The following is a 23,420-nucleotide window of genomic DNA, read 5'->3' as shown; positions in this document are numbered from 1 at the left end:
GGAGACGTGCCGAACGGAGAGCAGCGTGAGCGACACACCGATCGACGGCGCCATCCGGTCGGACCGGGACTTCCGCGCCACCGCCCGCCGTCTCGCCAGGGTCCACGAGGCCGCGCTCACGGGCGGGGCGACGGGTGGTGCCCCGCTCGCCGCACCCCGCGCGGTGATCGGCGAATCCTGGCGCCGGGCGCTGCTCTCGGGGGTGGACCCGGACCGGGACCGGCCGCAAAGCCCGCTGCCTGTCGCGGAGTTGGAGCAGCGGCGACAGGCCTCGCAGTTAGCGGCGGTGCTGCCGGTGCTCCACGAGGGGCTGCTGCCGGCCGCCGACGCCGCGCAGCAGATCATGGTCGTCACCGACGCCGAGGGCCGGGTGCTGTGGCGCGAGGGCAGCGCGCCGGTCCGCCGGATGGCCGACCGGCTGGGCTTCGACAAGGGCGCCGACTGGCGGGAGGGCGTCGTCGGCACCAATGCCATCGGCACCGCGCTGGTGGCCCGCCGCCCGGTGCTGGTGCACTCCGCCGAGCACTTCGTGCGCAGCCACCAGCAGTGGACGTGCGCCGCGGCGCCGCTCCACGATCCGCGTGACGGGCGGCTGCTGGGCACGGTGGACATCAGCGGTCCGGCGCCCTCCTTCCACCCCACGACGCTCTCCCTGGTGTCCGCGGTCGCCCGGCTCGCGGAGGGCGAGCTGCGCGCCCGCCACCAGCTGACCCTGGAGCGGCTGCGGTCGAGCGCGGCGCCGGTGCTGGCCCGGGTCGGCGGGCGGGCGCTGGCCGTCGACCCGAGCGGCTGGGTCGTGGGGGTCACCGGCCTGACGCCGCCGGACCGGGTGACGCTGCCCAAGGCGCCCCGGGCCGGGCCGCTGTGGCTGCCGCGCTACGGCAGGTGCGCGCTGGAGCCGCTGCCCGGCGGCTGGCTGATCCGGGTCGGCGGCCGGGAACCGGACCTCGCGCCGAGCCGGGTGGTGCTGGACGTCGGCGGCCCGGACGGCCCCGCGGTCACGGTCAGCGGCCCGGCCGGCAGCTGGACGCACGAGCTGACGCCGCGCCATGCCGAGCTGCTGTTCGTCCTCGCCGCGCACCCGCGGGGACGCAGCGCCGCCGAACTCGCCCGGGACCTGTTCGGCGACCCGGGCCGCGCCGTCACGGTACGGGCCGAACTCTCCCGGCTGCGCCGCCATCTCGGCAGCGTCCTGGCGCACCGGCCGTACCGCTTCACGGACGGCGTGGAGGTGGAACTCCGCCTGCCGTCGGTACGGGCACACCTCCTGCCCCGGTCGTCGGCGCCCGCGGTGGCGGCGGCGCGCCGGGGGTGAGCGGGCGGGGCGGGGCGGAGCCATCGGCGCGAGGCGGGGCGGGCCGGGCGGGCCGGGGCGGTGTGCGGAGCGTGGTGCGCGGCGGGGCGCGGTCGCCCGCCACCCGTTCGGCCGGCTGCGCTCGCCGCCGGCGTACGGGCGCGCCTAGCGTGCCGACTGCGGGGCGTGCACCGCGGGCGCGCGGCCGCGGGAGGTGAGCGATGAGCACGGCAGTCCCGCCCGACGCGGCGCCCGGGGAGCCGGCCGCGCGCCGGCCCCGGTGGGGCGTGCTGGCCGTGGCCGGGCTGATCGGCCTCGGCATGGTGCGCCAGGGGCTGTCCGGCCAGGCGGACGGGCCGCCGCAGCCGGCGGCCGGCAGTGCGCTCTTCCCGGGCGACCTTCCGCCCAGCGGCCCGGCGCCGCCGCCGCTGCCCCGTTCCGCGCCCTCCCGGGTGGCGATTCCCTCGCTCGGGGTGTCGGCGGCGCTGCTGCCGCTGGGCCTGGACGGGCAGGGCTGGATCGAGGCGCCGCCGGCCGGGGAGCCCCGGCTGGCGGGCTGGTACGCGGGCGCCCCGGCCCCGGGGGAGAACGGCACCGCCGTCCTCGTGGGGCATGTCGACAGCGCCGCCGGGCCCGCGGTGTTCTACGGCCTGGGCGCCCTGGAGAAGGGCCGGACGATCCGGGTGGCCCGCAAGGACGGCCGGACCGCGGTCTTCGAGGTCTACGGGATCCAGGTCTTCGACAAGCGGAAGTTCCCCGCCCGGAAGGTCTACGGCGCCACCGGCCGCCCCGAGCTGCGGGTGCTGACCTGCGGCGGCCCCTACGCGGCGGGCTCCGGCTACGCGGGCAACGTGGTGGTCTTCGCCCGGATGACGGGCACCGCATAGCCGGGCCGCGGCCGGGGAGCGGCGGGGGACCGGCGGGGGCACATCTCATCATGCGGACACCCTCCCGCCCGGCCGGCCAGGCGCTTTGCGCCCCCGCCCCCGGTCCGTGGCCGGGCCCGGGGCCGGTGTGATGTGCTGACCGCATGAGCATCTCGGTCACCACCTGGTACCTCGAGCAGACCTCGCGCGCCGATCTGGCCCCCGTCGAGGGACCGCCGTCCGGGCAGGACGTGCGGATCGTCCGCGCCGAGGTGCCCGCGCCGGAGTTCAGCCGCTTCCTCTACACGGCGGTCGGCGGGGACGTCACCTGGACCGACCGGCTGACCTGGCCCTACGCGCGGTGGGCGGAGTACCTCGGGCGGCCGGGCGTGGAGACCTGGGTGGCGTACGAGCGCGGCACCCCCGCCGGGTTCATCGAGCTGGAGGCGGGCCCGGACGGGTCCGTGGAGATCGTCTACTTCGGGCTGCTCCCGGCCTTCCGGGGGCGCCGGATCGGCGGGCTGCTCCTGGCGCACGGGATCGAACGGGCCTGGGACCTCGCCGAGCGGTGGCCGCACGCGGCCCCGACGAAGCGGGTGTGGCTGCACACCTGCAGCAAGGACGGCCGGCACGCGAAGGCCAACTATCTGCGGCGCGGCTTCCGGGTCTACGACACCACGGTGGCCGACGAGCCCGATGTGGCGTCCCCCGGCCCCTGGCCCGGCGCGGGGCCGCTCACGGCGGCCGCGGCGGCCGGCGAGTGACGGGCAGCACACTGTCTCGCCATGCGGGACAGAGTTGTCCAAATTCTGGATGACGGTGGACTGGCCGGAGAACGCCGTGACAGGCTTCCGTCATGTCTCGAGCTGGAATTGCCTTGGTGAGTCGGCGGCACGTCGACCTCGGCCGCATGTCCAGCGCCATTTGTCGGGCGGGCTGAGGTCGCGTTCACCAGGGCCTTTGGCCCTTGGCAGCACTCAGCACCACCGTATTTCCGACCCTCGTCCCCACTGTCGCGGACGTCCTGACACCCCCTGTCCCGCAACCGTCACCGACGCGTCGCCACGCGCCGCCCGTCGGTGTGTCCGCGCCGCCCGTCGGTGTGTCCGCGCTGGCCGGACGGGTGTCCGGCATACCCGTCCGCCCCCTCGAGCCCGCCCAGAAGGACAGACATCCATGGCCGCCACCCCGGAATCGCCCGCAGCTGCCACGACCCGCCGCAAGGCCGGCCGCCACCGCGGCGAGGGCCAGTGGGCCGTGGGCCACCACACCCCGCTGAACGGCAACGAGCAGTTCAAGAAGGACGACGACGGTCTCAATGTGCGGACACGCATTGAGACGATCTACTCCAAGGCCGGCTTCGACTCCATCGACCCCAACGACCTGCGCGGACGGATGCGTTGGTGGGGCCTGTACACCCAGCGCAAGCCCGGGATCGACGGTGGCAAGACCGCGATCCTGGAGCCCGAGGAGCTGGACGACAAGCACTTCATGCTGCGGGTGCGCGTCGACGGCGGACGGCTGAGCGTGGCCCAGCTGCGCGCCATCGGCGAGGTCTCCGAGGAGTACGCCCGCGGCACCGCGGACATCACCGACCGGCAGAACATCCAGCTGCACTGGATCCGCATCGAGGACGTCCCCGCCATCTGGGAGAAGCTGGAGGCCGTGGGCCTGTCCACGACCGAGGCCTGCGGCGACTGCCCGCGGGTAATCATCGGCTCCCCGGTGGCCGGCATCGCGGCGGACGAGATCATCGACGGCACCCCCGCCGTGGACGAGATCCACGAGCGCTACATCGGCAGCAAGGAATTCTCCAACCTGCCGCGGAAGTTCAAGACGGCGATCTCCGGCTCGCCCGTCCAGGACGTGGTCCACGAGATCAACGACGTGGCCTTCGTCGGTGTCGTCCACCCCGAGCACGGCCCCGGCTTCGACCTGTGGGTCGGCGGCGGCCTGTCCACCAACCCGAAGCTGGCCCGGCGTCTGGGCACCTGGGTGCCGCTGGACGAGGTCGCGGACGTGTGGGCCGGCGTCGTCGGCATCTTCCGTGACTACGGCTACCGCCGGCTGCGCAACCGCGCCCGGCTGAAGTTCCTGATGGCCGACTGGGGCCCGGAGAAGTTCCGCCAGGTGCTGGAGGACGAGTACCTGGAGCGCAAGCTCATCGACGGCCCCGCGCCCGAGGAGCCGCTCTCCCGCTGGCGCGACCACATCGGGGTGCACCGGCAGCAGGACGGCCGCTTCTACGTGGGCTTCGCCCCGCGCGTCGGCCGGGTCGACGGCACCACCCTGACCAAGATCGCCGAACTGGCCGCCACCCACGGCTCCGACCGGCTGCGCACCACCGTCGAGCAGAAGATGCTCATCCTCGACGTCGCCGAGGACCAGGTCGACTCCCTGGTCGCCGGGCTGGAGGCACTGGACTTCCAGGTCACCCCCTCGCCGTTCCGGCGCGGCACGATGGCCTGCACCGGCATCGAGTTCTGCAAGCTCGCCATCGTCGAGACCAAGGGCCGCGGTTCCTGGCTCATCGACGAGCTGGAGCGCCGGATGCCGGACTTCCAGGAGCCGGTCACCATCAACCTCAACGGCTGCCCCAACGCCTGCGCCCGCATCCAGGTCGCCGACATCGGCCTCAAGGGCCAGCTGGTCCTGGACGACGAGGGCAACCAGGTCGAGGGCTACCAGGTGCACCTGGGCGGCGCGCTGGGCCTGGAGCCGGGCTTCGGCCGCAAGGTCCGCGGGCTGAAGGTCACCGCCGACGAACTCCCCGACTACGTCGAGCGGGTGCTGCGCAACTTCGAGGCACAGCGCACGGCGGACGAGCGGTTCGCCACGTGGGCGGCCCGTGCGGAAGAGGGTGCGCTGAAGTGAGCGAGCCGCGGCGCGCGGCGCCGGCCGGACCGAGGAGCCGCGCAGTGACGAAGGAACGAGCAGTGACGAGGGAAGCCGGCGCGTCCGAGCGCGCCGTGGCTGAGCGGGGGGTCCGGTGAGCGAGCGTGCCGCGCCCTTCTACTGCCCCTACTGCGGCGACGAGGACCTGCAGCCCTCCGAGGAGGGCCGTGGCGCCTGGGAATGCCGTTCCTGCAGCCGGGCGTTCCGGTTGTCGTTCCTGGGTCTGCTGTCCCAGGGGCTGACCGGTACCTCCGCTGCCGCATCCGACGGAGGCGAGTCGTGACCACCACCACCGCAGCCGGTCTTCAGCAGCTCGCCGAGCGGGCGGGCCGCGCACTGGAGGACGCCCCGGCCCTGGAGATCCTGCAATGGGCCGCCGACACCTTCGGCGACCGCTTCTGTGTGACCTCCTCCATGGAGGACGCGGTCGTCGCGCATCTGGCCGCCCGGGCCCGGCCCGGCGTCGATGTGGTCTTCCTGGACACCGGCTACCACTTCCCCGAGACGATCGGGACCCGGGACGCGGTCGCCGAGGTGATGGACGTCAACGTCCGCACCCTGACGCCCCGGCAGACCGTCGCCGAGCAGGACGCGGAGTACGGACCGAAGCTGCACGACCGCGACCCCGACCTGTGCTGCGCGCTGCGCAAGGTCCGGCCCCTCGAAGAGGGACTGGCCGGCTACGACGCCTGGGCGACGGGGTTGCGCCGGGACGAGTCGCCGACCCGGGCGAACACCCCGGTCGTCGGCTGGGACCCCAAGCGGCGCAAGGTCAAGATCTCGCCGATCGCCCGCTGGACGCAGGCCGATGTGGACGCCTATGTGTCCGAGCACGGGGTGCTCACCAATCCGCTGCTGATGGACGGCTACGCCTCCGTCGGCTGTGCGCCCTGCACCCGGCAGGTGCTGCAGGGCGAGGACGCCAGGGCCGGCCGCTGGGCCGGCAGCGACAAGACCGAGTGCGGGCTGCACGGATGACGGACCAGGAGAGAGCCATGACGGGCGCCACGATCTGGCTGACCGGGCTGCCGAGCGCGGGCAAGACGACCCTCGCGCACGAGCTGGCCGGCCGGCTGCGCGGCGAGGGGCACCGTGTCGAGGTGCTCGACGGCGACGAGATCCGCGAGTTCCTCTCCGCGGGCCTCGGCTTCAGCCGCGAGGACCGGCACACCAACGTCCAGCGCATCGGCTTCGTCGCCGAGCTGCTGGCCAGCAACGGCGTCAAGGCGCTGGTGCCGGTGATCGCGCCCTACGCGGACAGCCGGGAAGCGGTGCGGGGGCGCCATCGGGCCGAGGGCACCACCTACCTGGAGGTGCATGTGGCCACCCCCCTCGACGTCTGCTCCGAGCGGGATGTGAAGGGGCTGTACGCCAAGCAGGCGGCCGGCGAGATCTCCGGGCTGACCGGCGTGGACGACCCCTACGAGGTCCCCGAGTCGCCCGATCTGCGCATCGCGTCGCACACCCAGACCGTGCAGGAGTCCGCGGCGGCGCTGCACGCGCTGCTCACCGAAAGGGGCGTCGCATGACGACCGTCACTGCCGTGACCGAGAGCGCCGGGGACGCCGACAACCCCTACGCGCTCTCCCACCTGGACGCCCTGGAGTCCGAGGCGGTGCACATCTTCCGTGAGGTGGCGGGTGAGTTCGAGCGGCCGGTGATCCTGTTCTCCGGCGGCAAGGACTCCATCCTCATGCTGCACCTCGCGCTGAAGGCGTTCGCGCCGGCCGCGGTGCCGTTCTCGCTGCTGCACGTCGACACCGGGCACAACTTCCCCGAGGTCCTCGACTACCGCGACCGCACCGTCGAGCGGCACGGGCTGCGGCTGCACGTCGCCTCCGTGCAGGACTTCATCGACCGCGGTGAGCTGCGCGAGCGCCCGGACGGCACCCGCAACCCGCTGCAGACCGTCCCGCTGCTGGACGCCATCGGCACCGGCCGCTTCGACGCGGTCTTCGGCGGCGGCCGACGGGACGAGGAGAAGGCGCGCGCCAAGGAGCGGGTGTTCTCGCTGCGCGACGAGTTCGGCGGCTGGGACCCGCGCCGCCAGCGCCCCGAGCTGTGGCAGCTCTACAACGGCAAGCACTCCCCCGGCGAGCATGTGCGGGTCTTCCCGCTGTCCAACTGGACCGAGCTGGACGTGTGGCAGTACATCGCCCGCGAGGAGATCGAACTGCCGGCCATCTACTACGCCCACGAGCGCGAGGTCTTCGCGCGCGCCGGCATGTGGCTGGCGCCCGGTGAGTGGGGCGGCCCGAAGGACGGCGAGAGCCTGGAGATGCGGCGGGTGCGCTACCGCACCGTCGGTGACATGTCCTGCACCGGTGCCGTCGACTCCGACGCGGACACCATCGAGGCGGTCATCGCGGAGATCGCCGCGTCCCGGCTCACCGAGCGGGGCGCGACCAGGGCCGACGACAAGCTGTCCGAGGCCGCCATGGAGGACCGCAAGCGCGAGGGGTACTTCTAACCATGAGCACGACCACGAACGCGGGCGCGGGCGAGACCGTCGACGCGGGTGCCGCCTCGCTGCTGCGGTTCGCCACCGCCGGATCCGTCGACGACGGCAAGTCCACGCTGGTGGGCCGGCTGCTGCACGACTCCAAGTCGGTGCTCGCCGACCAGCTGGAGGCCGTCGAGCGGGCCTCGCTGGGCCGCGGGCAGGAGACGCCCGACCTGGCGCTGCTGACCGACGGGCTGCGCGCCGAGCGCGAGCAGGGCATCACCATCGATGTCGCCTACCGCTACTTCGCCACCCCGCGGCGCCGGTTCATCCTGGCGGACACCCCCGGGCACGTGCAGTACACCCGCAACATGGTCACCGGTGCCTCCACCGCCGAGCTGGCCGTGGTGCTGGTCGACGCCCGCAACGGCGTGGTCGAGCAGACCCGCCGGCACGCCGCGGTCGCCGCCCTGCTGCGCGTCCCGCACGTGGTGCTGGCCGTCAACAAGATGGACCTGGTCGACTACGCCGAGCCCGTCTTCGCCGCGATCGCCGAGGAGTTCACGACCTACGCGGCCTCGCTGGGCGTCCCGGAGATCACCGCGATCCCGATCTCGGCGCTGGCCGGCGACAACGTCGTGGCGCCGTCCGCCCACATGGACTGGTACGGCGGCCCGACGGTGCTGGAGCACCTGGAGACGGTGTCGGTCGTCGCCGACCCCTCGGACGACCCGGGCCGCTTCCCGGTCCAGTACGTCATCCGCCCGCAGACCGCCGAGCACCCCGACTACCGCGGCTACGCGGGCCAGATCGCCTCCGGCGTGCTGCGCGTGGGCGACGCCGTCACCGTGCTTCCCTCGGGCCGCACCAGCACCATCGAGGCGATCGACGCGCTCGGGCGGAGCGTGGACGCGGCCTGGGCGCCGCAGTCGGTCACCGTCCGCCTCGCCGACGACATCGACGTCTCGCGCGGTGACCTGATCGCCCCGAGCGCCACCGCGCCGGCCGTCTCGCAGGACATCGAGGCGACCATCTGCCACGTGGCGGACCGTCCGCTGAAGGTCGGCGACCGGGTGCTGCTCAAGCACGCCACCCGCACGGTCAAGGCGATCGTCAAGGAGATCCCCTCCCGGCTGACGCTGGACGACCTCTCCCCGCACCCGGAGCCCGGCGAGCTGGTGGCCAACGACATCGGCCGGATCGTCGTGCGCACGGCCGAGCCGCTGCCCCTGGACGCCTACGCCGACTCCCGCCGCACCGGCTCGTTCCTGCTGATCGACCCGGCCGACGGCACCACCCTCACCGCCGGCATGGCCGGCCACGCCTTCGCGCAGGCGGCGGCCGAGGCCGCGACCGACGGCGGTGGCGAGGGCGCCGAGGACGAGGGATGGGACTTCTGACCATGCTCCAGGACGTGTTCTCGACCTTCGCGAAGGAGGGCGGCCGCATCGGCAGCGGCGCCCTGGGCAGCGGGCAGGGCGGAGTCGGCCGATGTGTGCGCTGACGTACCGCTCCGCTCCCGCTCTTCCCCGCTCCGCCGTCACCCTCCCCCGAAGATCCTTCGCTCTGCCGGGCGTGCCCTAGGGGCACACCGCGACCCGGCCCTCTGAGAGGAACGCCTTCCGTGTCTGCCGTTCGACACCGCCTGCTGGCGGCCGCTGTCACCGTCCCGCTGCTGGCCGGGGCGCTGGGCGCCTGCGGCTACGGCTCCGAGGCCAAGAAGGACACAGCGGCCGGCGTCGCCCCGAAGGGGCCCAGGACCGACGGGCTCGATCACCTGACGATCGGGTTCTTCGGCAACACCACGCACGCCACCCCCCTGATCGGTCTCCAGAGCGGCCGGTTCCAGAAGGAACTGGGCGGCACGAAGGTGAAGTCCTCCGTCTTCAACGCGGGCCCCGCCGAGATCGAGGCGCTCAACTCCGGCGCCGTCGACATCGGCTGGATCGGCCCCTCCCCCGCGATCAACGGCTACGTCAAGTCGCACGGCAAGAGCCTGAAGATCATCTCGGGCTCGGCGTCCGGCGGGGTGTCGCTGGTGGTCAACCCCAAGAAGATCAAGAGCCTGGACGATCTCAAGGGCAAGACGATCGCGACCCCGCAGCTGGGCAACACCCAGGACGTCGCGCTGCTGAACTACCTGAGCGGCAAGGGCTACAAGGTCGACCCCACCACCGGCAAGGGCGATGTCACCGTCCAGCGCACCGACAACAAGGTGACGCCGACCGCCTTCCAGCAGGGCTCCATCGACGGCGCCTGGGTGCCCGAGCCCACCGCGTCCAAGCTCGTCGCGGAGGGCGGCAAGACGCTGCTGGACGAGAAGAAGCTGTGGAAGGACGGCAAGTTCGTCATCACGAACATGATCGTCTCGCAGAAGTTCCTCAAGCAGCACCCGAAGGCCGTCGAGGCGGTGCTGCGCGCCTCGGTCGAGACCAACGACTGGATCCGCTCGCACCCCGCCCAGGCGAAGAAGGATCTCAACGACAAGCTCGCCTCCCCGGACATCGCCGGCAAGGCGCTGCCCGGCAACGTCATCGACCCGGCGTTCCGGAACGTCCAGATCACCGATGACCCGCTCGCCGCCACCCTCCAGCAGGAGGCCGATCACGCGGTCAAGGCGGGCCTGCTGAAGAAGCCCGACCTCAAGGGCATATACGACCTGACCCTGCTGAACAAGGTGCTCAGGTCCGAGGGCAAGAAGCCGGTCGACGATGCCGGACTCGGCAGCAAGTAGCCCGCAGCACCGCACCCCCAGGAGGTGACACCGATGACGACCACCACACTCGCCAAGCAGCCCGCCGCGACGGACGGGGGCACCACCGTGCCCTACGCGGCCCGCATCGACCACGTCTCGAAGTCGTTCGGCCGCACCGGCGCCCAGCAGCACGTCCTGGAGGACATCACCCTCGACGTGGCACCCGGCGAATTCGTCTGCCTCCTGGGGGCCTCGGGCTGCGGGAAGTCCACCCTGCTCAACCTCGTGGCCGGCCTGGACGCGCCGTCCGCCGGCGCCATCGCGACGCCGGGCGGCCGGCCGGCCCTGATGTTCCAGGAGCACGCGCTGTTCCCGTGGCTGACCGCCGGCCGCAACATCGAACTGGCGCTGCGGCTGCGCGGGGTGCCGCGCGCGGAGCGCCGCGCCGAGGCCGAGCGGCTGCTGGAGCTGGTCCGGCTCAAGGGCGCACACGGCAAGCGGGTGCACGAGCTGTCGGGCGGGATGCGCCAGCGCGTCGCGATGGCCCGGGCACTCGCCCAGGACAGCAAGCTGCTGCTGATGGACGAGCCGTTCGCCGCGCTGGACGCGATCACCCGCGATGTCCTGCACGACGAACTGACCCGCATCTGGCGCGAGACGAACCTCTCGGTCCTCTTCGTCACCCACAACGTCCGCGAGGCCGTGCGGCTCGCCGAGCGGGTGGTCCTGCTGTCCTCCCGGCCCGGCCGGATCGCCCGCGAGTGGCAGGTCGACATCCCGCAGCCGCGCCGCATCGAGGACGCCGCGGTCGCCGACCTGTCCGTCGAGATCACCGAACAGCTCCGGGGGGAGATCCGCCGCCATGGCCAGCACTGAGACCGAGGGCCCCGCCACCGCCCCGGACGGCGGGGGCACCACGGCCGCCACCACCACTGCCTCCGCCACCGCCACCGCCACCGCCGGGGGAGGCGACACCTCCGGTGACCTCGCCGGGCTGGAGGCCGGGCTCGACGCGCTCGAATCCCGGGTCGTCGACCGGCAGCCGTGGCTGCGGGCCGCCGCCGCGAAGGCGCTGCCGCCCGTCGTCGCCGTCGTCATCGTGCTCGGCCTGTGGCAGCTGGCCTACCACTTCGAGCTGAAGCCGCACTATCTGCTGCCCGGTCCCGCGGACGTGTTCGGCTCGCTGCGGCAGAAGTGGCTGGAGGGCACGCTGCTGAGCTTCGTGTGGACCAGCGTCTCGCGCGGTGCCCTCGGCTTCGTGACCTCGGTCGCCATCGGGACCGTCCTCGGACTGATCGTCGCGCAGGTCAGGGCCGTCCGGGCGGCGATCGGGCCGATCCTGAGCGGTCTGCAGTCGCTGCCCTCGGTGGCCTGGGTCCCGGCCGCCATCATCTGGTTCGGGCTGAGCGACGCCACGATCTACGCGGTGGTGCTGCTCGGCGCGGTCCCCTCCATCGCCAACGGCCTGGTGGCGGGCGTCGACCAGATCTCCCCGCTCACCCTGCGGGCCGGCCGCACCATCGGCGCGAAGGGACTCGCCGGCGTACGGCACGTGCTGCTGCCGGCCGCGCTGCCCGGCTACATCGCCGGCCTCAAGCAGGGCTGGGCGTTCTCCTGGCGCTCCCTGATGGCCGCCGAACTCATCGTCAACGCGCCGGATCTGGGCACCGGCCTGGGGCAGCTGCTGGAACAGGGCCGTGAGCTGCAGGACATGTCCTGGGTGCTCGCCGCGATCCTGCTGATCCTGATCGTCGGCATCGGTATCGAGCTGCTGATCTTCGCCCCGATCGAGCGCCGGGTGCTGCGCAGCCGCGGCCTGCTGGTCAAGGGCTGACCCATGGACCCACGCCCCACGCTCGTCGTCATCGCCCACGGCAGCCGTGACCCGCGGCACGCGGCGACCGTCTCCGCACTCTGCGCGCGGGTGCGGGCGCTGCGGCCGGGGCTGCGCGTCGAGGTCGGCTCTCTCGACTTCAACGCCCCCCGGGTGTCGCGAGTGCTGGAGCGCCTGTCGGCCGAGGGGGTCAGGGACGTGGTGGCGCTGCCGCTACTACTGACCCGGGCCTTCCACGCGAAGTCCGACATCCCGGCGGTGCTGCGGGAGGCCGCCACCCGGTTGCCCCTGCTGACCATCCGTCAGGCCGACGTGCTGGGCCCTTCGCCCCTCCTGACCGCCGCGCTGGAGCGCCGGCTGGAGGAAGCCGGGTTGCGGCCCGGCGAGCGTCGCTCGACCGGGGTCGTCCTGGCCTCGGCGGGCTCCTCAGACCCGGAGGCGGGCGCAGTGCTCGCTGAAACCGCGCGGGAGTGGCGGCGCACCGCTGGATGGTGTGCCGTGCGGCCTGCGTTCGCCTCCGCATCCCTGCCCCGTACGGCCGACGCCGTGCGGGAGCTGCGCGCCGAGGGCGTCGAGCGGGTGGCCGTCGCCCCGTACGTCATCGCCCCCGGTTTTCTCCCGGACCGGATCGCCGCCGGGGCCCGCGAGGCCGGCGCCGATGTGCTGGCGCCGGCCCTGGGGGCCGCGCCGGAGATGGCCCGGCTGCTGCTGCGGCGTTACGACGACGCGGCGGCGGACCGGGCCCGCGGGGACCGGGCGGCGCTGAGCGCCTGACCGGCCCCGCGCGGGGTGCCGGTCAGCCCGCCGCGGTGCGCAGCCAGACCGTGGTCCACGGCGGCAGCTGACCGCCGTCGACCGGCGCGGAGGACAGCAGGAGTTCGCCGGCCGGCAGCGGCCGGGCCTCGTCCGACAGGTTGGCCACGCACTCCCAGCCGCCCGAGCGGCGGAAGTGGAGAATCCCCGCCTCGGCGGCCGCCCCGTCGTCGGTCCACTCCAGCGCCTCGTCGGCGATCAGCCGGCGGCGGGTGGCCAGCGCCGCGCGGTACAGCTCCAGCGGCGAGGAGGCCACCCCCTGCTGGGCCTCGACGGACCACTCGCCCCAGCCGGTGGGCTGCGGCAGCCATGCGCCGCCGTCGCCGAACCCGTACGAGCTGCCCTCGCGCCGCCACGGCAGCGGCACCCGGCAGCCGTCGCGCCCCTTGAGCCGGCCCGCACTGCGGACCGACACCGGGTCCTGGAGGCTCTCGCGGGCCAGGTCGGCGACCTCGGGCAGGCCCAGTTCCTCGCCCTGGTAGACGTAGCTGGAGCCGGGCAGCGCCAGCATCAGCAGGGTCGCGGCCAGCGCGCGGCGCAGCCCGAAGTCCCGGTCCAGCGACGGCTCCTGGCCGTCGGAGAGCAGCCAGGCCTCCTCGTCGCGGCCGTCCGGCAGGCCGTAGCGCGAGGCGTGCCGGATCACGTCGTGGTTGGAGAGCACCCAGGTGGCGGTGGCACCGGCGGACCGGGCGTCGGCGAGCGCGCTGTCGATGGAGGCCCGCAGCTCGGGCGCGTCCAGCTTCGCCTTGAGGAAGTCGAAGTTGAAGGCCTGGCCCAGCTCCTGGGGGGTGGCGTAGGCGGTGCGGCGGGAGTTGCGCACCCAGGCCTCGGCGACGGCGACGCGCGGCGGGTCGTACTCGTTGAAGACCTTGCGCCACTCGCGGAAGATGTCGTGGACCCCGTCCCGGTCCCAGAAGGGGTGGCTGCCGTCCTCGGGCAGGTCCTCCGGCCGGTAGCTCTCCACGCCGCCGATGTCGCGCAGCGGGGCGGCCAGGTCCTTGGCGAGGCCGTGGGCCACGTCGACCCGGAAGCCGTCGACGCCGCGGTCCGACCAGAAGCGCAGGGTCTGCCGGAAGTCGGCGCGGACCTCGGGGTTGTCCCAGTTGAAGTCGGGCTGTTCGGGGGCGAAGAGGTGGAGGTACCACCAGCCGTCGGGCAGCCGGGTCCAGGCCGGGCCGCCGAAGCAGGAGACCCAGTCCGTGGGCGGCTCCTCGCCCCGCTCGCCGCGGCCCTCGCGGAAGACGTAGCGCTCCCGGGCGGCGGAGCCGGGGGCGGCGCGCAACGCCTCCTGGAACCAGACGTGCTGGTCGGAGGAGTGGTTGGGCACGATGTCGACCATCACCTTGATGCCGAGGCGGTGGGCCTCGGCCACCATGGCGTCGAAGTCGTCCAGGGTGCCCAGCCGGGGGTCGACGTCGCGGTAGTCGGCGACGTCATAACCGCCGTCGGCCAGCGGTGAGGGGTAGAAGGGGCTGAGCCAGACGGCGTCCACGCCCAGGTCGGCGAGGTAGGGCAGCCGGGAGGTCACGCCGGGGATGTCACCGAGACCGTCACCGTCGAGGTCGGCGAAGCTGCGCGGATACACCTGGTAGACGACGGCCTGCCGCCACCAGTCGGTGGTGTTGCTGTCGGAGCCGAGGTGCTGTGCGGTCACGTGGATACCCTTCGGTGCGGTGGCGTTTGCCGTGGAGGACGTGGAGCGGGAGGCGGCGCGGTGCGGCGCCGCGCGCGGTGGGACGGGGCGGGACCGGCAGCGCCGGTCGCGGGGCCGGGGGCTCATCCCTTGACCGCCCCCGAGGTCATGCCGGACACGATCGAGCGGCGGAAGATCAGGACCAGGATGCCGATCGGCAGGGTGGCCGCGACGGCACCCGCGAAGAGCGTCCCGTAGGGGACCGTGTACTGGCTGGTGAACAGGGCGATGCCGACCGGAACGGTGCGGTGGGCGTCCTCGCTGTTGAAGGTCAGCGCCAGCAGGAACTCCGACCAGGTCGCGGTGAACGTGAAGATGCCCGCGGTGAACAGCCCCGGCCGGGCGAGCGGGGCGATGACGGTGAGCACGGTGCGCAGCGGCCCCGCGCCGTCGACGGTCGCCGCCTCCTCCAGTTCCTGCGGGATGCCGACCAGGTAGTTGCGCATGATCCAGATGGCGAACGGCAGGTTGAGCGCGACATACGGCACGATCAGACCGGCGTAGCTGTTGAGCAGTCCCACCTGCCGCTCCAGCAGGAACAGCGGGACGACCAGCGCGATCGGCGGGAAGACGGACAGCATCAGCAGCGCGGTCATCAGCGGGCCGCGGCCGCGCAGCGGGGTGCGGGCCAGGGCGTACCCCGCGAAGAAGGACAGCCCCAGGACGAGGACCGTCGACACCGAGGCCACCAGCACGCTGTTGAGCAGATAGTGGCCGATGCCGTTGCGGACGAACGCCTCGGTGTAGTTGCCGAGCGTGGGCGACTTGGGGACCAGGGTCGGCGGGGCCGCGCTGATCTCCCCCGGGCCCTTGAAGGACGAGGCGAGCATCCAGTACAGCGGGAGCGTCGACAGCACGACGATCGCCAGACCGCCGAGGTTGACGGCGTTGAGGTACCGGCGGATGCCGGTGGCCGGTACACGGCGGCTCATCCCCGCCCCCCTTCGTCGGCCTGGGCCTTGAAGAGCCGCAGGAAGAGCAGACAGCAGCCGATCACGATGACCGCGGTGGTGGTCGCCACCGCCGCGCCCCGGCCGATTTCGAGATTCTGGAAGAGCGTCTTGTAGCCCAGGATCGCCAGGGACTGGGTGGCGGTGCCGGGGCCGCCCTGGGTCAGCACGAAGGGCAGGTCGAAGATGCCGAAGGCCTGGAGGATGCGGAAGAGCACGGCGATGGCCATGATCGGGCGCAGCTGCGGCAGCGTCACCTTCCAGAACGTGGTCCAGGCGTTGGCGCCGTCGATCTCTGCCGCCTCGTAGACGTCGCCGGGAATCAGCATCAGCCCGGCAAGGACGACAATGGCGACAAAGGGCGTGGTCTTCCACACGTCGACCACCACCATGGCGCCCATGGCGGAGGCGGGCTGCCCCAGGATGTCCGGCTGGTGGCCGAGCACCTGCGCGAACAGCCAGGTCAGTCCGCCGTAGGTGCCGTTGTAGAGATATCCCCACAACTGGGCGGCGACCACATTGATCAGCGCCCAGGGCAGCAGCAGCACGGCGAGGACCCCGCCGCGGGCGGCGCCCAGCCGCTCCAGCACCAGCGCGGCCACCGTGCCCAGCACCAGCTCCAGCACGACGGTGACGACGGTGAACCCGAAGGTGAACAGGAGCGCCTCGCGCCACTCCGGGCTGCTCAGCACGGCGGCGTAGTGGTCACCCGTCAGGGACGCGATGCGGAACCCGCCGTATTCCAGGCGGACCTCGGCGAAGCTCAGCAGCACGGAGAAGAGCACCGGGACGACCGTCACCGCGGCGATGGTGAGCAGCGCCGGCGAGGCGAAGAGCCAGCCGGTGCGGGCCTTGCGGCGGCGGCTCGTACGGGCCGGACCGCCGTCGCGCGCGGCCGGTGTCCTCGGCGGGCCGGCCGGTCCGGGGGCGGTGTCCCGCGACACGGTCGCGGCGGAGGGCACGGCGGTCACAGGGCCCTGCCTTCCAGCGCGGTGCGGATGTCGTCGCGGGCGGCGCGCACGGCCCGGGCCGGGGAGGTCCGGCCGCCGGTCACCGCGTTGCCCTGGGTGTAGAGCGCCTTGCTGACCTGGGAGTAGTAGGGGGTCTGCACGGGGCGGGCGACCAGGCGCAGCCCGTGCGCCATGGTGAGCGTGGGGTCGCCGGCCTGGTGCGCCGCGGGCCTGGTGAGCACCTCTTGCATGGCCGGGATCACCCCGGCGTTCTTCAGCAGGATCATCTGGGCCTCCTCGCCGGCGCAGAAGCGGGCGAAGGCGACCGCGGCCCCGAGGTTGTGGGAGTTGGGGTTGACGAAGTTGCTCCAGCCGCCGGCGCAGCTCACCCCGGGCGGGCCGCCGCCGTCGAAGCCCGGCCGGGGGGCGACGCCGACCCGTCCCGCGATCTTGGAGACCGAGCGGTCGGCCGCGTTGCCCCAGGCGTAGGACCAGTTGCGCAGGAAGACACCGCGGCCGCCGACGAAGGCGTCCTGCGAGTCCGCCTCCACGTACGTGGTGACCGTGGCGGGCGAGACTCCGGTCTCGGTGAACTCCCGCATCAGCGCGAACGCCCGCTCCGCGCCCGGGCCGTTGAGCGCCACACCGCCCGAACCGTCCAGCACGGGGGCGTCGGCGTCGGCCAGGAACTCGGCGACATTGCAGGTCAGCGACTCCGAGACGGTGGCCTGCCAGAGGAAGCCGTAGGCGGCGTCACCGGCCCGCTGGATCTTCCGGGAGGTGCGCAGCAGTTCCTCCCAGGTGCGGGGCACCGGCAGTCCGTGCTTGGCCAGCAGGTCCTTGCGGTAGAAGAGGTAGGCGCTGTCGGTGTAGAAGGGCAGCGCGTAGACGGCGCCGCGGTATTCGCTGACCCTGCGCAGCGCCGGCGGGTAGCCCTCCCAGAAATCCTTGGGCAGCAGCTTCTGCAACGGTAGGGCAAGGGAGTTGGCGCCGAACTGGGCGGGCCAGGTGGTGTCGCCGAGATAGACGTCCGGAGTGGGTGAGGCGCCCGCGAGCTGAGTGGTGACGGCGGCGCGATTGGCGTCGGTGGCGCTCAGGGCGTTCGACTTCCGGACGCGGATATTCGGATAGCGGCGCTGGAAGGCACGAATGATCAGGTCGGCCACCACCGGGCCGTTCCTGGAGGGGATTTCGGACACCCACCAGGTGAGCGTGGCCGGGGTACGCGGGGTGTGGGCAGCCTGGGTCAGCAGGGTGTCCAGGGGCTTGCCCGCGCAACCGCTGAGGAACCCGGCTCCGAGGGCGATACCGCTCGCGAGCAGGGTTCTGCGGCGCAAGGCCATACGTGCTCCTCACGTCTTGGCTGACTTCGATGACAGCGCTTGCAGGCTAGAAGTGGCCTTGTCGCCAGGTCAACGGGTGGTGAACAACAGATTTCGGGGACAATTCCCTTGGCAACGCTGTCATCGCGATTTTGTGCTAGCGTCCCGGCATGTCCTCAGCTCGGAGCGAGGCCACGATGGCCGATGTGGCCCATCGGGCGGGGGTCTCGGTGTCCACGGTGTCGCGCACGCTGCGCGGGCTGTCCACCGTCTCGGACACCACCCGCGCCCGCGTCGAAACCGCGGCCCGCGAGCTCTCGTTCGCGATCACCCGCAGCGCCTCCAGCCTCGTCACCGGCCGTACCGGCCGGGTCGCCGTCCTCATGCCCAACCTGGCCTCGTGGTTCCTGAGTTCGGCGCTGTCCGGGATGGCGCCCGCGCTGCGCGAGGCGGGCCTGGACCTGCTGGTCTACAGCGTGAGCGACGTCCACGAACGCGCCGACTTCTTCGACCGGCTGCCCGCCCGCCGCAACGCCGACGCGCTCCTCGTGGTGAGCTTCGCCCTGACCCCCGCCGAACGCGCCCGGCTGGACGATCTAGGGATGCCCCTGGTCTTCGTCAGCCAGCACGCACCGGGGCGCCCCAGTGTCTACGTCGACGACGAGGACGCCGCCCTGCGCGGCACCCGCCATCTGCTCAACCTCGGCCACCGGCGGATCGCCTTCCTCCAGACCTTCGACGAGACCGGCTTCGCCTGGAGCAGCAAGAACCGGCTCGCCGGCCACCTGCGGGCCCTCGCCGACGCCGGGCTGGAGCACGACCCCTCCCTGGTGATGAGCGTGCCCGGCTGGAAGGGCAGCGGCATGGCCACGGCCGTGGGGCGGCTGATGAGCCTCCAGGCCCCGCCGACCGCGCTGTTCACCGAGACCGACGACCTGGCGTTCCGGCTGCTGGCGGCGCTGCGCGCGGCCAACGTCTCGGTTCCCGGGCAGGTTTCGGTGATGGGCTTCGACGACCACGTCATGGCGGGGGTCATGGGCCTGACCACCCTGGCCCAGCCCGCCGTGGAACTCGGCCGCACCGCCATAACCCTCACCCGCGCGGTGATCGACGACTCCGACGGCGCCCACGCCCGCCACATCGTCCTGCCCACCGAACTCGTCCCCCGCGGCAGCACGGCTCCGCCACCCACGGGGAGTTGAGGCGGGGCCCGTCCTCCTGGTCACGAAGCGGAAGCGGCAACCGGGGGCGACCGCGATTTCGCTGACGTCGGCCCCCCAAGCCGGTGCGACTCCGTCACGACAACAGCGCAGACGAATTCCTCGCTCTCGTGCATCACGGTCCACGGCCTCCATGACCGACACGTCGCGGTGAAGGCGTCGACCTGAACATCCCGCTGGTCGTACACGTCGTCTTCGTCGGCAAGTCCCGGAGAGGCTCGGCGTTCGAGCACCGCGTCCACCATGCGCGGGGCGCCCCGGCCGGCACGTCATCGCCAACGGTCCGCCACGCCGCGCACCGGTCGAGTGGCCCGCGGTCGTCGGCCGAGAGCCGGTGACGCCCCCCGACGACGCCGCCCCGCATACACCGATGGAGACCCTTCCGGCACCACGTCCCCGCGAGCGGGAGGGAACAGAGGGGTGATGAGTTACCCCCTCACTAGTAACCTGGAAACTATGACGTACAGGCGCTCAACGTTGGCTCTGGCGGTGCTGTCCCTGCTGGCCGAGGTGGACCACCAGCAGCAGCCCGGCATGCACCCCTACAAGATGCAGCGGTTGATGAAGGACCGCGGCAAGGGTGAAGTGGTCAACGTGGGCCAGCGGGCCAGCCTCTACCGCACCATCGACCGGCTGCACCGCAAGGGGCTGATCGAAGTACGGGAGAGCAGCCGCGAGCACAACCGCCCCGAGCGCACGCTCTACGCCCTCACGGACGAGGGGCGTGCCGTATGGCGTGACTGGATGCTCGACGCGCTGGCGGCTCCGACCCGCGAGTACCCGGAGTTCCTGGCCGCCATGGCGTTCGTCCCCCTCCTCGAACCCGGCGAGGTGGCCGAACAGCTGGAGAAGCGCCGGACCAACCTCGCCACCGAACTGGCCCGGCTCGACACGCAGATCGCGGCGTCGGGCGAATGGGGCCGGCTGTTCACCCTGGAAATGGAGTGCATGCGGGCCACGACCGCCGCGGAACTGCAGTGGGTGGAATCGGTGATCGCGGACCTGCACTCCGGGCGCATCACCTGGACCAAGGAGTGGCTGGCCGCGATGGCGGCCGCCCACGCCCGCTAGGACCCGTCCGCGGCGTGTGCGGCACGCCCCGGACCACGGCGCCGACGCGCCGCCACCATGACGAAATGGGGGACCACCATGCCCGGTTTACCTTTGCATGTCATCATCATCGGCGCCGGCACCGGCGGGCTCTGCCTCGCGCAGGGCCTCAAGCGGGCGGGCGTCAGCGTCGCGGTCTACGAGCGCGACCGCACCCGCCGCGACGGTCTGCAGGGCTACCGGGTCGGCATCGACGCCGACGGCAAGCGGGCGCTGCGGGCCAACCTGTCACCGGAGCTGTACGACACCTTCCTCACCACCTGCGCCCAACGCCCCCTGTACGGCAACCAGATGACGCACGAGAAGAAGTTCCTCTTCTCGGCGGGACCCGAGGTGCTGAAGGCGGAGGACCAGCCGTCGGAGGATGACGCCGACGAGTCGGTGAGCCGTATGACGCTGCGCCAGGTCCTGCTGAGCGGCGTGGAGGACGTCGTCCACTTCGACAAGAGCTTCACCCACTACGAGCAGCACGACGACGGACGCGTCACCGCCTTCTTCGCCGACGGCGAGTCCGCCACCGGCGATGTCCTCGTGGGCGCCGAGGGGGCCAACTCCCCCGTCCGCCGGCAGTATCTGCCGCACGCCAAGCTCGTCGACACCGGGCTGATCGGTATCACCGGCAAGACCCCGCTCACCGACGAGACCCGGGCGCTGCTGCCCAAGGAGGTGACGGAGGGCGTCACCATGGTGCACGGCCCCAAGGGGTTCATGTGCATCCTGCATGTGATGCGCTTCAAGTGGGACGAGGACGGCAAGCCGAAGGTGGGCATCGGCAGCACCGACGCGGAGGCGCTGCGCGCCTGGCCGGGGATGCTCTACGACAACAGCCGCGACTACATCATGTGGGGCTTCGCCGCGTCGGAGAAGTGGCTGCCGAAGGACGTCACGCAGCTGCGCGGCGCCCGGATCCAGCAGCTCGTGACGGAGAAGACGAGCACGTGGCACCCCGACTTCCGGCGCATCTTCTCGCTCGGCGACCCGGACAGCAGCTTCCCGCTGGTGATCCGCACGTCCGAGCCGATCGACCCGTGGCAGCCCAGCAGCGTCACGCTCATCGGGGACGCCATCCACACCATGACGCCCGGCCGCGGGGTGGGCGCCAACACCGCGCTGCGCGACGCCCGGCTGCTCACCCGCAAGCTGGCCGCCGCGAGCCGCGGGGAGCTGTCCCCCCTGGACGCGGTGGGCGGGTACGAGTCGACGATGACGTCCTACGCCTGGGACGCCGTCATCAAGTCCCGTGCCCAGATGGACGGTCACTCCGTCATGCACAAGGGTGATCTGCTCGGCACCCTGGCCCGCACGGGCATGCGCACCGCGATGCGCACGATGAACCATCTGCCGCCGGTCAAGCGCAAGATGGTCCTCGCGGAGAGCTCGTTTCGCGGTGCCGGCCGCGAGGACGAGGACTGACCCACCGGGCGGCCGGGACGCCTCGCGCGTCGTCCGGAACACGCGGGTGCGCCGCGTGTTCCGGACCGGTCACGGGGCGCGCGGGTCGCCGGATTCCGGCTCCTCCTCCGGCGGAGGCGGGAGCAGCGGTACGCCGACCAGCCATCCGGTGGAGTGCCCCAGCGAGGCCAGCATGGTCAGCACGGCGCGCCCCACGGCGCGCCAGGGGCCCCCGTCCGCTGCCGTCCGTCCACCGCGGTCAGTAGGCCGCGGTGACATGGAAGATCTCGAACGGGCGGCCGCCGTCGTGGTCCCGGAACGGGCGCAGCGGTGAGGTGCTGTCCCGGTGGTAGGCGCGCTCGATCGCCGCGGCGTCCTCGGCGACGTGCCGCACGACCACCCGGACCTCCTCGCTCATCCCGCGGCCTCCCAGTCGTGGTGGCCCGCCGCCGCGTCCGGGTCCGCCGTGAGGTGGGCGACGACGGTCATCGTGGTCATCGAGCCGTCGCTGCGGAAGGGGTGCGGATGGCTTCGGTGGTCGAGGTGGCGCCGGCTGGTCTCGAACTCCCGGAAGCGGGGCTCGTCCACCCAGTCGCTGACGATGTGGTAGACGCCCTCCTCGTCGAGGCTGCGGGAGAGCCACTGCCCCAGGTTGGCGGGGTGGGAGGTGACCGAAGCGCCGACGTCCCGCCAGACCTTCTCGAAGTCCTGCTCCATGCCCGGCCTGATCTGCATCCGCAGCATCACCCGGAACGGCTGCGCCGCCCCGCCCATCAGGAGATCCCCCCGTCGACGGCGAGGGTGGCGCCGGTGACATAGCTGGAGAGGTCGCTGGCCGGCCAGAGCACCGCGGCCGCGATCTCGTCGGGGGTGCCGAGCCGGCCGAGGGCCGTCTTGGCTCCGTAGCGGGCGCGCATCGCCTCGGCCTGCTCCGGGCTCATCGCATCCAGCGCCCCGGTGGCGATGACGCCGGCGGCAAGCAGTGCCGTTCGCCGCGCTGACCTACGCCATCCGGCCGGGGCGCGAGGACGAGGTGGCCGAGGTCTTCGCCGGCTTCCGCCGGATCGGCTCCCCCTCGGCCCCCGGCACCGCACCGCCCGCCCGCCTCCTGTCCACCGCGGTGTTCCTGCGCGACGCGACGCTGGTGCGGGTCATCGAGTACGAGGGCGACCTCGACGCCGTCGCCCGTCACATGGCCGCCCAGCCCGGCGTCCAGGAGGTGGAACGCCGCCTGAAGCCCTACCTCAACTCACCACGCGACACCGACAGCATCGACGGCTTCGTCCGCGCCTTCCGGCAGAGCCTCCTGCGCTGCGTCACCCAGATCGGGGTCCCCCACGGCTGACCGGCCCCGCCACCGCCCCGGCCGTCTCGCGATGGCCGGGGCGGAGCGACGTGCACCGGGCCCACTTGGAACGTCGGTCACCTCCCTCACGAGGGTCCCCGCACCTTGGTCTCCTCGCCCGGAACTCCACATGGAGGGCGGGGCATGGCCGTCAGGTCGCAAGAATAAATCCCAAGAATCCCGTAAGGGTGACCGAAATGACCGGTGCCATTGCGCACCATTTCGAATACTCGTATTTTTCCCTCCTGACACCTTGACGCCATTCCTCGCCGTACTTGAGAACGGGTTTCCAGGATGGAATGAGGCCGATCGTGAGACCGACCCACCCAAAGGAGTAGGCAACCAGCATCTGCTCAGGGCTCCAGGGTCGGTACTGGAGGCCGCCTACTACGATCATGCCGACGCAGCATCCGACGGAAATAACGAAGGACATCACCGTCACCTTGGGCATCTTCAGCCATCTGTCCATGTAAAGGCAGAAGACGAACGTGGCGAAAGCTGCCATGAGCAGAAGGTAGGGGAGGGGCAGCCGTGCGAGCATGCCGGGTCCTTTCCACAGCGCACGAGGGCCGCCGGCTGGTGCGCCGCCGATCCTTGT

26 protein-coding genes are annotated in these 23,420 nt (G+C 72.3%); 18 read left to right on the top strand and 8 right to left on the bottom strand.

Annotation, left to right across the window (positions count from 1 at the left end; translation table 11 throughout):
- Window positions 1-25: 25 nt before the first annotated feature.
- From ACQP17_RS28175 to ACQP17_RS28110, 14 genes are all read left to right on the top strand, one after another.
- Window positions 26-1,315 (top strand): GAF domain-containing protein, encoded by a 1,290-nt coding sequence (locus ACQP17_RS28175; RefSeq protein WP_433858774.1) that lies wholly within the window; start codon window positions 26-28, stop codon window positions 1,313-1,315.
- Between the two features lie 200 nt (window positions 1,316-1,515).
- Window positions 1,516-2,181 (top strand): class F sortase, encoded by a 666-nt coding sequence (locus ACQP17_RS28170; protein WP_433858773.1) that lies wholly within the window; start codon window positions 1,516-1,518, stop codon window positions 2,179-2,181.
- A 143-nt stretch (window positions 2,182-2,324) separates the two neighbouring features.
- Window positions 2,325-2,924 (top strand): GNAT family N-acetyltransferase, encoded by a 600-nt coding sequence (locus ACQP17_RS28165; protein ID WP_433858772.1) that lies wholly within the window; start codon window positions 2,325-2,327, stop codon window positions 2,922-2,924.
- Between the two features lie 92 nt (window positions 2,925-3,016).
- Entirely contained in the window at window positions 3,017-3,100 is an 84-nt protein-coding gene (locus ACQP17_RS28160) for a putative leader peptide (protein ID WP_350257049.1), read from the top strand.
- Window positions 3,101-3,336: 236 nt separating this feature from the next.
- On the top strand, window positions 3,337-5,034 hold the full coding sequence (locus ACQP17_RS28155; RefSeq protein ID WP_433858771.1) for a nitrite/sulfite reductase: 1,698 nt from the start codon (window positions 3,337-3,339) through the stop codon (window positions 5,032-5,034).
- Window positions 5,035-5,149: 115 nt separating this feature from the next.
- A complete protein-coding gene (locus tag ACQP17_RS28150) occupies window positions 5,150-5,338 on the top strand; it encodes a hypothetical protein (RefSeq protein ID WP_433858770.1) in 189 nt (62 codons plus the stop codon).
- Window positions 5,335-6,033, top strand: coding sequence for a phosphoadenylyl-sulfate reductase (locus tag ACQP17_RS28145; RefSeq protein WP_433858769.1), 699 nt, complete (start codon window positions 5,335-5,337; stop codon window positions 6,031-6,033). The genes ACQP17_RS28150 and ACQP17_RS28145 overlap by 4 nt, the downstream gene beginning before the upstream one ends.
- Window positions 6,030-6,584, top strand: a complete 555-nt coding sequence (gene cysC, locus ACQP17_RS28140) for an adenylyl-sulfate kinase (RefSeq protein ID WP_433858768.1) — start codon at window positions 6,030-6,032, stop codon at window positions 6,582-6,584. The genes ACQP17_RS28145 and cysC overlap by 4 nt, the downstream gene beginning before the upstream one ends.
- Window positions 6,581-7,525 carry a sulfate adenylyltransferase subunit CysD gene (gene cysD / locus ACQP17_RS28135; RefSeq protein ID WP_433858767.1) on the top strand — a complete coding sequence of 315 codons (945 nt, stop codon included), beginning with the start codon at window positions 6,581-6,583 and terminating at the stop codon, window positions 7,523-7,525. The genes cysC and cysD overlap by 4 nt, the downstream gene beginning before the upstream one ends.
- Window positions 7,526-7,527: 2 nt before the next feature.
- Window positions 7,528-8,898 (top strand): sulfate adenylyltransferase subunit 1, encoded by a 1,371-nt coding sequence (locus tag ACQP17_RS28130; protein WP_433858766.1) that lies wholly within the window; start codon window positions 7,528-7,530, stop codon window positions 8,896-8,898.
- A gap of 224 nt (window positions 8,899-9,122) precedes the next feature.
- Window positions 9,123-10,232 carry an aliphatic sulfonate ABC transporter substrate-binding protein gene (locus ACQP17_RS28125; protein WP_433858765.1) on the top strand — a complete coding sequence of 370 codons (1,110 nt, stop codon included), beginning with the start codon at window positions 9,123-9,125 and terminating at the stop codon, window positions 10,230-10,232.
- A gap of 33 nt (window positions 10,233-10,265) precedes the next feature.
- Window positions 10,266-11,069: an ABC transporter ATP-binding protein gene (locus ACQP17_RS28120; protein ID WP_433858764.1), complete on the top strand. Its 804-nt coding sequence runs from the start codon at window positions 10,266-10,268 to the stop codon at window positions 11,067-11,069.
- On the top strand, window positions 11,056-12,027 hold the full coding sequence (locus ACQP17_RS28115; RefSeq protein ID WP_433858763.1) for an ABC transporter permease: 972 nt from the start codon (window positions 11,056-11,058) through the stop codon (window positions 12,025-12,027). Before ACQP17_RS28120 ends, ACQP17_RS28115 begins: the two co-directional genes overlap by 14 nt.
- Window positions 12,028-12,030: 3 nt before the next feature.
- The gene (locus tag ACQP17_RS28110; RefSeq protein WP_433858762.1) at window positions 12,031-12,801 is read left to right on the top strand and encodes a sirohydrochlorin chelatase; all 771 of its coding nucleotides are present in this window, start codon (window positions 12,031-12,033) and stop codon (window positions 12,799-12,801) included.
- A gap of 22 nt (window positions 12,802-12,823) precedes the next feature.
- Here the strand turns inward: ACQP17_RS28110 and ACQP17_RS28105 are convergent, their stop codons facing one another.
- The 4 genes from ACQP17_RS28105 to ACQP17_RS28090 all read right to left on the bottom strand — a co-directional run bounded on the left by ACQP17_RS28105 (window position 12,824) and on the right by ACQP17_RS28090 (window position 17,776).
- The gene (locus tag ACQP17_RS28105) at window positions 12,824-14,494 is read right to left on the bottom strand and encodes a glycoside hydrolase family 13 protein (protein WP_433858761.1); all 1,671 of its coding nucleotides are present in this window, start codon (window positions 14,492-14,494) and stop codon (window positions 12,824-12,826) included.
- A 122-nt stretch (window positions 14,495-14,616) separates the two neighbouring features.
- Window positions 14,617-15,465, bottom strand: a complete 849-nt coding sequence (locus ACQP17_RS28100) for a carbohydrate ABC transporter permease (protein ID WP_433858760.1) — start codon at window positions 15,463-15,465, stop codon at window positions 14,617-14,619.
- On the bottom strand, window positions 15,462-16,454 hold the full coding sequence (locus ACQP17_RS28095) for a carbohydrate ABC transporter permease (RefSeq protein ID WP_433858759.1): 993 nt from the start codon (window positions 16,452-16,454) through the stop codon (window positions 15,462-15,464). The genes ACQP17_RS28100 and ACQP17_RS28095 overlap by 4 nt, the downstream gene beginning before the upstream one ends.
- Window positions 16,451-17,776: an extracellular solute-binding protein gene (locus tag ACQP17_RS28090; protein WP_433858758.1), complete on the bottom strand. Its 1,326-nt coding sequence runs from the start codon at window positions 17,774-17,776 to the stop codon at window positions 16,451-16,453. Before ACQP17_RS28090 ends, ACQP17_RS28095 begins: the two co-directional genes overlap by 4 nt.
- 149 nt (window positions 17,777-17,925) lie before the next feature.
- On the opposite strand from ACQP17_RS28090, the gene ACQP17_RS28085 reads away from it, so the two are divergent.
- The 3 genes from ACQP17_RS28085 to ACQP17_RS28075 all read left to right on the top strand — a co-directional run bounded on the left by ACQP17_RS28085 (window position 17,926) and on the right by ACQP17_RS28075 (window position 21,498).
- Window positions 17,926-18,957, top strand: coding sequence for a LacI family DNA-binding transcriptional regulator (locus ACQP17_RS28085; RefSeq protein WP_433858757.1), 1,032 nt, complete (start codon window positions 17,926-17,928; stop codon window positions 18,955-18,957).
- A 474-nt stretch (window positions 18,958-19,431) separates the two neighbouring features.
- A complete protein-coding gene (locus ACQP17_RS28080; RefSeq protein WP_433858756.1) occupies window positions 19,432-20,046 on the top strand; it encodes a PadR family transcriptional regulator in 615 nt (204 codons plus the stop codon).
- A 78-nt stretch (window positions 20,047-20,124) separates the two neighbouring features.
- Window positions 20,125-21,498: an FAD-dependent oxidoreductase gene (locus ACQP17_RS28075; protein ID WP_433858755.1), complete on the top strand. Its 1,374-nt coding sequence runs from the start codon at window positions 20,125-20,127 to the stop codon at window positions 21,496-21,498.
- A 238-nt stretch (window positions 21,499-21,736) separates the two neighbouring features.
- Here the strand turns inward: ACQP17_RS28075 and ACQP17_RS28070 are convergent, their stop codons facing one another.
- Genes ACQP17_RS28070 through ACQP17_RS28060 form a run of 3 tightly spaced genes read right to left on the bottom strand, consistent with a single transcriptional unit; the run spans window position 21,737 to window position 22,418 of the window.
- On the bottom strand, window positions 21,737-21,895 hold the full coding sequence (locus ACQP17_RS28070; RefSeq protein WP_433858754.1) for a hypothetical protein: 159 nt from the start codon (window positions 21,893-21,895) through the stop codon (window positions 21,737-21,739).
- Window positions 21,892-22,251 (bottom strand): antibiotic biosynthesis monooxygenase family protein, encoded by a 360-nt coding sequence (locus ACQP17_RS28065; protein ID WP_433858753.1) that lies wholly within the window; start codon window positions 22,249-22,251, stop codon window positions 21,892-21,894. The genes ACQP17_RS28070 and ACQP17_RS28065 overlap by 4 nt, the downstream gene beginning before the upstream one ends.
- Window positions 22,251-22,418, bottom strand: coding sequence for an SDR family oxidoreductase (locus ACQP17_RS28060; protein ID WP_433858752.1), 168 nt, complete (start codon window positions 22,416-22,418; stop codon window positions 22,251-22,253). The genes ACQP17_RS28065 and ACQP17_RS28060 overlap by 1 nt, the downstream gene beginning before the upstream one ends.
- A 41-nt stretch (window positions 22,419-22,459) precedes the next feature.
- Between ACQP17_RS28060 and ACQP17_RS28055 the strand changes: the two genes are divergently transcribed.
- Window positions 22,460-22,822, top strand: coding sequence for a SchA/CurD-like domain-containing protein (locus ACQP17_RS28055; protein WP_433858751.1), 363 nt, complete (start codon window positions 22,460-22,462; stop codon window positions 22,820-22,822).
- Window positions 22,823-22,973: 151 nt separating this feature from the next.
- Here the strand turns inward: ACQP17_RS28055 and ACQP17_RS28050 are convergent, their stop codons facing one another.
- Window positions 22,974-23,363 (bottom strand): hypothetical protein, encoded by a 390-nt coding sequence (locus ACQP17_RS28050; RefSeq protein ID WP_433858750.1) that lies wholly within the window; start codon window positions 23,361-23,363, stop codon window positions 22,974-22,976.
- Between the last annotated feature and the right edge of the window lie 57 nt (window positions 23,364-23,420).

The sequence above is a fragment of the Streptomyces kronopolitis genome (genome assembly GCF_050953795.1).
In the GTDB taxonomy this organism is placed as follows: domain Bacteria; phylum Actinomycetota; class Actinomycetes; order Streptomycetales; family Streptomycetaceae; genus Streptomyces; species Streptomyces kronopolitis_A.
This window is presented reverse-complemented; position numbering and strand designations above follow the sequence as displayed.